Source organism: Armatimonas sp. (genome assembly GCF_043757465.1).
Taxonomy (GTDB): domain Bacteria; phylum Armatimonadota; class Armatimonadia; order Armatimonadales; family Armatimonadaceae; genus Armatimonas.
Window position 1 is genome coordinate 1 of sequence record NZ_JAYVPL010000034.1, and the last position, 8,134, is coordinate 8,134.

The window sequence follows — 8,134 nt, forward strand, 5'->3', positions numbered from 1 at the left end:
GGAGTGACCCGTTCCTCAGTATATTATGTGGAGAATTTTTATGGCGCTGGTGGAGAGCCGTCGAGACTAACAATCAATGCTTTTGCCGAAGACTATAGAACAAAAAATAGCGGTACCAACAGACGGGTAATTGCTTTTATTTGGGATGATTCATGTCGCGTTCAACATCATGCAACTTTGAGCCAAAGTGTCCGCAGCATGCTAGGTATTGATGATGTGGTAATTATCTCCCGTCCCGGTAACTTTTCACGCGAGATAAAGGCGAATACAGATGGGGGAGCGTCTTCAACGGACACTTCCCCTTTACTAACCTGACACTATGCGAGTGATGTCCACGCCGCTGGTCGCTCCGCAAGCTAACCTGCCAGCACGATTTAATCTGCCAGCAGTTCCGCCCACGACTCGACCTCAAGCAAGCGATCCACAAGAATCTCCAGACGAGGAAGATCCGCAGCCTCCAGAGCAGCCCGAGTCGCGGCAGCGGGCTCTCCAAAACGCTTGGTGCCTAGGCGTAAAATGAGGTTTCTCTGGGCAGTCACTTGGCCGGTCTCAATCCACTCGTTGGTTAGCGTAATCATTGTATTCTGCTCCTCTCGGGGCAAGAGCCCCACTTCTTGCTGAAGCTCAGCCAACTCCAGACGTGTCATCTGCAAGTACGTTCGCACAAAACCCGCGATAAGCTGAGAGCGGGCTGGATCAAGCCGAAGCGTTGCAATGAGCCTCAGGTACTGGAGCCGCACCCGCACACGATCTCGCTGGGCAATCTGCATCTTGGACATCAGGGCTGTCGCCGCTGGGTTGGGTGTGGCGACATAATCGCGCCACCTCAGGCGGTTGAGCTGGATCACCCGAAACTGGAAACGGTTGACAACAAAGCCCGGAAAACCAACCTGATACGTCGCGGGTTGCCTGCGTAGGGGGCGATCAAAAGAGTAGATCACCACCGGGTAAACGGGCAGGTCGAACTTCTCGTGGAAGCGGGCAAAGTAGGTGAACATCCGCTTGGGGAAGCCGCTCTGTGGGGTGGACTGGTTCTCGACCAGGAGTAAGAAGAAGGCTTCCTGCCCTTGAAACCGCGCCTTGACGACGATATCAGACTCGTATCGCTGGCCCTGGGTGATGTCGGTGAAGACCTCTTTATCCAGAAACTCAATACTTTCCGTGTCCAGGTAGGCGGCCACGTCCGGCAGGAACGCCGCGACGAACTCGACAAAGAACGTCGTGAGCAGCTCCTTGAAGAGTCGATCATGATCTACTGTAGGGCTCTGCTCTATGGCCTGGTTCTGATCTACGGTCTGGGCGGGTTCCATCTTGCTTAACGTGCTTCCATCTTGCCTATTGTATCGCTTGGGTATTGGCCAATCTCAGCCCTCTACAGGCCAACTTCCGCTGCGGCATTCTCCCGGAAGAGCGATCCTTCACGGATGTAGCGGCGCAAGATGGGAAGGCTCTTATGTCCTGTCTGCCCCTGGATCACGCGCTCGGAGACCCCTGCCATCGCCGCAGCCGTCGCCAGTCCTGCTCGCAGGCTATGCCCCGCGTAGTTGGCTACATCTACTCCGGTTGCCGCCACCGCTCGCTTCACCACCAGCGCCACCGTACGGTCTCCTAATCGCCCCTCCAGAACCTTCCCATGGCGGTTCACTTGTCGAAAGAGCGGCCCCGCCGTGATCTTCGCTCTTACCTTCCAAGCTCTTAGAGAACGCACGGGGCAGGTTGCCAGCTTGGAACCGTAGGGAATGCCTATCTTGCGCCCTTGCCCCTCTTGGTCGGTCTTGCTGCGCCGGATGGTGACGACCAAGCCGTCGCTGGTCTCCACCACATCGGCGACATCGAGGCCCACCAGCTCGCTTCGGCGCATCGCCCCCGCAAAGCCCAGCAGCAGGAGCGCCCGGTCTCGGCAAGCGATAAGGCGATCACGAGGCTCCTCATTTTCTCCCGCCTCCTCGGGCTCTTCTGTACCTTGTGGCAACTTTAGTTTTTCGGGAGCACTGTACGCTAAGGAAGCCTCCCCTCGGGTTTTGGTCTCTTTGGCTTCCTTACTCCCTTTGGCTTCTTTGGGGAGGTGCTGCATCATTGCCCGTAGCTCCGGCATGAGCACGGGAGCTTTCCCCTGGGCGGCGACTCCCTTACTCCTGCGGATTCCCTGCCAGGTAGCGCGAACGATGGCGGTCTTAGTGGGGCTGTCGTCATAGCCCGCCGCCGCGTGTGCTTGGGAGATGCTTGAGATCCTGCGCTGGATCGTGGATGTCTTTAGCCCTCGCGCCAGATGCGTGATGTAGAGCGCCACTGTCTCCAGGCTTGCCGGTAGCGACTCCCGTCTCTGGAACTTGCACCAGTCTGTGAAATCCTTCCAGTCGCTCTTATAGGCCCGGATCGTGTTCTTTGCCTTGGCGTCCTGGATGTAGTCTCGCGCCTCCTGGGTAAGCTTGGCGACTTCCGCTAGCTCCGCTTTAGCGCCCGCCTCGATAACCGGCACGAGCTCGCCCCGCCGCGCACCAAATCTCGCGTTTTCGCCGTTTCCATTCTCCATGAACGTAAGTTCACCAGGGCACTTCGGAGTTCCTTCTAGCTACCGATAAGATTACTTTATCGGTAGCTAGAAACGAGAATCGGGGAGGATATCCGGAGGCGTAGGAAAGCCCGCGCCCCCCGATTTTGGCGATTTGCCCCTGCTGGCCTCTAGGAGCCGATTCTAGAGCCTCTACCTTCTGGAAAGGGAATCGCTCCACCCCCGAGACGGCCAGAAGAGCCAAAACGGGCACTATGGAGATAGGACTGTGTAAAATTATAGGACAGTCTTACACAAAGCGGCTATAAATGTCGTGTTTTTGTCTGGCTTTCTGGCATGGCTTTCTGGTTATATGGTCTGGGAATCTGGTATACCATACTGGTAATCTGGCTATATGGTATAATCCAAGTACTAAATCGGCGAGGGCAAATGGCGGAGAAACGTCGCCGGGAGCAGAGCTTTTTCAGGACAGCTCGCGTAGAATCGCCACAGAAGGGGCTCCAGCTAGAACGGGCGTATTGGGAGAAGACTTGGCAGGTTATGAAAATTATTACCATCACGGGCTATAAGGGAGGCGTGGGAAAGAGCACTGTCGCCGTTCATCTCGCCGCCTTTTTCAGCAAGAAGGGCAAGACCGTACTCGTGGACGGCGATCCAAACCGAACGTCAATCGCTTGGGCGGAGCGCGGCTCCCTGCCCTTCGAGGTCGTGGATCAGCGCCAGGCTATGAAAGCGGTAGCGGGCGCGGACTTCATCGTTATTGACACACCAGCACGGCCTGATTCTGATGATCTCAAGGAGCTGGCAAAGGGCTGCGATCTGATCGTCCTACCCACCGCACCAGACGTGCTGAGCTTGCAACCCATGCTGGAGACCTGTCGTGCTCTGTCTGGGGCAAAGTACCGTGCACTGCTGACCATCGTGCCACCCCACCCCAGCCGCGAGGGCGAGATCATGCAGGGTGAGCTGCGCCAGGCGGGTATAGAGGTATTCGATGCCATGATCCGCCGAACCGTAGGCTTTCCCAAATCTGCAATGACAGGCACGACGGTAGAGGCGCTTGACGATCCCCGGCAGAAGGCGGCATGGGGAGACTTCGAGAGCCTCGGTAAAGAGATACTGGCGCTCTTGGAAAACTGAAGAAAGGATCAAGAAAGAAATGAGTACAGACAAGAGCAGGTCGCTCTACGCAGGCATTATCCAGAAGGCGAGAGAGGCGGAGCCGGATCAGGAAATAGAAGAAGTAGTCACGCTACCAGAAAGCCAGACAATCCATATGGAAGTGGCTCCAGGCAAGGTGATCGAGGAGATGGTAAACCTCTCGATTCGGGTGCCTAAGCGCCTCAGGATGCACTGGGTAGCCGAAGCCAAGCGCCACGATACCAGCCTCACCACCATCATCACCGAGGCGCTTAACTCCAAGTTTGGAAGTCCCAGGTAGGTAGATGGAACACACTCATCCAAATTTTGTTATGCTCCCGTAGTGCTACTTTTTCTCTTTCCTAACCAGCTTTTCGAAGCGATCCTGACAGACCCACGCGTCTCCAGAGTTGTCCTTCACGAGCATCCGCTCTACTTCACACAATTTCCCTTCCACCCGGAAAAGCTGACGCTGCATCGCAAGAGCATTGCGGCGTTCGCCAGGGCGCTGGAGCAAGCGGGAAAGCGAGTGGAGACTAGAGGCGAGCCACTAACGAAATTGGCAGAGCAGCTTCAGGCGGAAGGCGTGACAGAGATTGCCTACTTTGAGCTCTCCGACGACTGGTTGGAGCGCGACGTGACAAAGGCATTTCGGGGGTTTAAGAGAAATATCCTGCCCTCGCCCCTCTTTCTCACCCCCACTGCCGAGCGCAACGCCTACTTCGAGGGCAAAAAACGTGTCTCTATGGCGGATTTCTATAAGTGGCAGCGCCGCCGCTTAAAGCTTCTGGTGGACGAGCATGGCGAACCGCAGGGCGGGCGCTGGAGCTTCGACGAAGACAATCGCAAGCCGATTCCCCAAAGTGTGCAGCAGCCACCGCGCCAGAGAGATTACCCTGTCACGCACGCACAGGCACGTGAGCAACTCACGAGCTTCTTGGAGACCTGCCTGGCTGATTTCGGGCCCTACGAAGATGCCATGCGAGCCAGCGACGGGCGGCTATTCCACTCGGTGCTCACCCCCGCGCTCAATATCGGGCTGCTCACCCCTCAGGAGGTTGTAGAGGCGACGCTGGCCTTTGCAAAAAAGCGCCCCGTGCCACTTGCCAGTTTAGAAGGGTTTCTGCGCCAAGTGGTTGGGTGGCGCGAGTTCGTCCACGGCACCTACGAAGTCTTCGGGAGAAAGCAGCGTACCACCAACTTCTTCGGCTTCTCCAATGCCCTACCCGAGGCGTTCTGGAAGGGTGAAACAGGGCTAATTCCTGCGGACACGGTGATCCAGCGAGTGAACGAGAGCGGCTACTGCCACCATATCGAGCGGCTGATGGTACTGGGCTGCCTGCTGCTCCTGCTGGAAATTCGCCCCAACGCTGTCTATGGCTGGTTCATGACACAGTTCATTGATGCCTATGACTGGGTGATGGTACCCAATGTCTACGGGATGAGTCAGTACGCCGACGGTGGCCTGATGACCACCAAGCCCTATCTGTGTGGCAGCGCCTACCTGCGAAAAATGGGGGACTGGCCAAAGGGAGACTGGTGCGCCGATTGGGATGCGCTCTACTGGCGCTTCATCCACCAACACCGAAAGCTGTTTCTTACCAACCACCGCTCTTCGATGATGGTAGCTCTCTTTGACAAGCTAAAACCGGAGACGAAGGCCGCCCACTTTGCCCGCATCCAGGAGTTGGAGCAGCGCCTCGGCGTCTCCCTTCCGATAGATCCACTTCCATGACAAACTTTTCTTTCCCTACCGAGACCGACGCAATCCGAGCACGACTGGCTGCTATCGCCCCATCCCGCTATGGCACCACTCGCAACTTCCTGGACGGCGCGGTGACACGGCTCAGTCCGTACTTGACCCACGGCGTCCTGACTCTTCCCGAGGTTCGCGATGCTGTCTATGCCAAGGCTGGGAAGCGAGCATCCTACAAGCTGGTCTTTGAGCTGGCTTGGCGCGAGTACTTTCAGCGCGTCTGGTGGGACAAGGGCGAGGGTATCTTCACCGACATTAAGCGGGCGCAGGAGCCCGTCCGCGAGCGTGAGGCTCTCCCTGCGGCATTTTTGGATGCCACCACCGGAATTGAGGCGATAGATAGCTCGATCCAATCACTCTATGAAACGGGATATGTCCACAACCACGCCCGAATGTGGACGGCGATGCTCGGTACGAACGTGGCGCAGGTTCACTGGAAGCCACTGGCAAGCTGGTACTACTACCATCTCCTGGACGGCGACCTAGCGAGTAACACGCTCTCTTGGCAGTGGGTAGCAGGGACATTCTCCAGCAAGAAATACGTTGCGAATCAGGACAATATCAACAAGTTCGACCCGGACCATAGCCAACGCGGAACCTTCCTCGATGCCCCCTACGAAGAGCTGACACTGCTTTGCGTGCCACGAGCTTTGCAAGAGACACGCCCTGTGGAGCTTCCCTGCACCCTGCCGGGGAGCGACGAGCTGACGATTGCTCCGGGTTCACGTGTCTTGCTCTACTCGCCCTGGAGCTTAAACCCCACTTGGCGAGCAGATGAGGCAGCAATCCGGGTGCTGGTGCTGGAGCCATCCCATTTTAAGCGCTTTCCCATCTCACCCAAGCGCATGATGTTTATCCTTGCGCTGGCCAAGAACATCCCCGGCCTGAAGATATTCGTCGGTGCGGTGAATGAGCTTCCCGGCTTGAAAGATGCCACCGAGGTACGAAGCCGGGCGTATCCTGCAACGGGCCATTGGCCGGGTGCCAAAGACGCTCCCGCCTGGCTCTTTCCACAGTGGCCCGGTTCCAAAGCAGTGCCAGGTAGCTTTATGAGCTTCTGGAAAAGCGCCGAGCGTTGGCTCTAACCGACGTCCTTATCCAACGGAGCAGAGCATAGCATACTGCTAAGTTCGGTTACGCTGTACCAGCTCGGTATCTTATATGTGAGACAGTATTGAGACTGCCAATGCGAGACAGGAAACTATTTCCAGTCCACAGAACCTCTCTAGTTAGCACTCTCGACTCTGATAGCTTCTGAGATGGTCTGTCCTGCTCTTTTCAGCGCATTGCTACTCTGTGGCAGCTGAGGCCGTTTTCGCCGTACACTATACTCATAGTCACGTAGGAAACTGCTGATTCGAGTGGCAGTTCGAACCTCCACACAAGCGATCTACTCCACCGGGAGTGAGATCGCTTTTTTGTTTTGTGCTCCTACTTATCCGCCCGTGCCCTTTTCGGGGTACAACAACGATTCCTTCATTTTAGGGCCATAAGGCCGCTCCCCCTCTATGGAGGTGTCTTTTTGCTACCATTTCAGGGTGACCAAAAACCTTCCTAGCTTTGCTAGAGTTGCCATCGAGAGATTGGAGCATCTAAGGCACGACCAAAAAGTATACTTTTTGGTCGTCTAGTGCTGCCTTTAGTGAGGTTTTACCCAGCGTGTACTGCCAAAATTGCTTGTGGCCCGAAAATGAAGGAATCGTTGTCGTACCCCTTTTAGGGGAACAGTCCAGTTAAAGATTCTGCAAGACACTGACCAAGTCGGCTTTCCGTCATTAAGTTTTTATCATTTTTTTCGCGGTACGGCATTTATTCGAGCAATACACCACCTGATCCCATTGATCACGGGATTTCCATCGCTTTCGATTGGTAAAAGACAGGCCACAAACGGGACAGACTTTAGTTTCTTTGTTCATTAAATATCAAGAGTGATTTTCTGCGTAGCGATCAAAACGATTTGACAAGATTAAGAATGTAGGTGCCCATAATCCAACAAAGATACCGAATCTTTCTCCATGCGCTTGGGTATCAGCCGTTCTACCACCTGTCAGAAACCAGATAGCAATAGAGCCAATAATATAGTCTTCGGCAAAAGCATTGACGAATCGCTAGAGTGACTCGGTTCCTCAGTGGTGATGGGGAGCATTTTTAGGGCCTTGGTGGAGAGCCGTTGAGACTAACTGTCAATGCTTTTGCCGAAGACTATAGATACGAAGCCTAGGACAAAGCAAAGGCTACTGAGTTGGTCTAGTTGGTTTTTTTCATTTTTTCTCACTTTGCCTAACGAGTCTTTGTTTAGTTAGTTCCCATTTTAAAAGTTGACTCACCCAAAAAAGTCAATGATTGTCAAACCTCGAGACCTCTCGTTTTTGGAGTTTTTACAGCACACATAGTCAAACAAATGGTCGTTTAAGTGAACACTCTGAAAAATGATGCTCTCCGACGCAAGCGTCAGGGTATCCATTGGATAGCCTACGGCTTCCCGGAACAACCTAACGCGACCGAGCGGCGCGTAGGTTGTGAAGTCAGGCATTGACATTGTCAAGCCATGCCGAGCATTCCATGCGGATACGACGCAAGCCATTCCATGCGGATACGACGCAAGCGTCGGGGAATTAAACCCGGAGTGAGTAAAATACTCCGGCCTAAAGGCCGGAGCTTTTTATTGAAAGCGGACACCGCAAAAGCCTCAAGAGTTCCCACTTTCTCCTAAACCCAGTTTCAGA

Annotated in this window: 8 protein-coding genes; 5 read left to right on the plus strand and 3 right to left on the minus strand. The window is 54.9% G+C overall.

What is annotated here, in order from left to right:
- Positions 1 to 315: hypothetical protein (locus ACH2ED_RS04660; RefSeq protein WP_395089043.1), on the plus strand; the 315-nt coding region annotated here is incomplete at its 5' end.
- Between the two features lie 59 nt (positions 316 to 374).
- Here the strand turns inward: ACH2ED_RS04660 and ACH2ED_RS04665 are convergent.
- Positions 375 to 1,310, minus strand: coding sequence for an Rpn family recombination-promoting nuclease/putative transposase (locus ACH2ED_RS04665; protein ID WP_395089044.1), 936 nt, complete (start codon positions 1,308 to 1,310; stop codon positions 375 to 377).
- 62 nt (positions 1,311 to 1,372) lie between these two features.
- Positions 1,373 to 2,533 (minus strand): tyrosine-type recombinase/integrase, encoded by a 1,161-nt coding sequence (locus tag ACH2ED_RS04670; protein WP_395089045.1) that lies wholly within the window; start codon positions 2,531 to 2,533, stop codon positions 1,373 to 1,375.
- 519 nt (positions 2,534 to 3,052) lie between these two features.
- On the opposite strand from ACH2ED_RS04670, the gene ACH2ED_RS04675 reads away from it, so the two are divergent.
- The 4 genes from ACH2ED_RS04675 to ACH2ED_RS04690 are packed head-to-tail and all read left to right on the plus strand — an operon-like array spanning position 3,053 to position 6,493.
- Positions 3,053 to 3,652, plus strand: coding sequence for an AAA family ATPase (locus ACH2ED_RS04675; RefSeq protein ID WP_395089046.1), 600 nt, complete (start codon positions 3,053 to 3,055; stop codon positions 3,650 to 3,652).
- 19 nt (positions 3,653 to 3,671) lie between these two features.
- Positions 3,672 to 3,953 (plus strand): hypothetical protein, encoded by a 282-nt coding sequence (locus ACH2ED_RS04680; protein WP_395089047.1) that lies wholly within the window; start codon positions 3,672 to 3,674, stop codon positions 3,951 to 3,953.
- Between the two features lie 42 nt (positions 3,954 to 3,995).
- A complete protein-coding gene (locus ACH2ED_RS04685) occupies positions 3,996 to 5,387 on the plus strand; it encodes a cryptochrome/photolyase family protein (RefSeq protein ID WP_395089048.1) in 1,392 nt (463 codons plus the stop codon).
- Positions 5,384 to 6,493: an FAD-binding domain-containing protein gene (locus tag ACH2ED_RS04690; protein WP_395089049.1), complete on the plus strand. Its 1,110-nt coding sequence runs from the start codon at positions 5,384 to 5,386 to the stop codon at positions 6,491 to 6,493. The genes ACH2ED_RS04685 and ACH2ED_RS04690 overlap by 4 nt, the downstream gene beginning before the upstream one ends.
- 690 nt (positions 6,494 to 7,183) lie before the next feature.
- Here the strand turns inward: ACH2ED_RS04690 and ACH2ED_RS04695 are convergent.
- Positions 7,184 to 7,324 carry a DUF2256 domain-containing protein gene (locus ACH2ED_RS04695; protein WP_395089050.1) on the minus strand — a complete coding sequence of 47 codons (141 nt, stop codon included), beginning with the start codon at positions 7,322 to 7,324 and terminating at the stop codon, positions 7,184 to 7,186.
- Positions 7,325 to 8,134 lie beyond the last annotated feature (810 nt).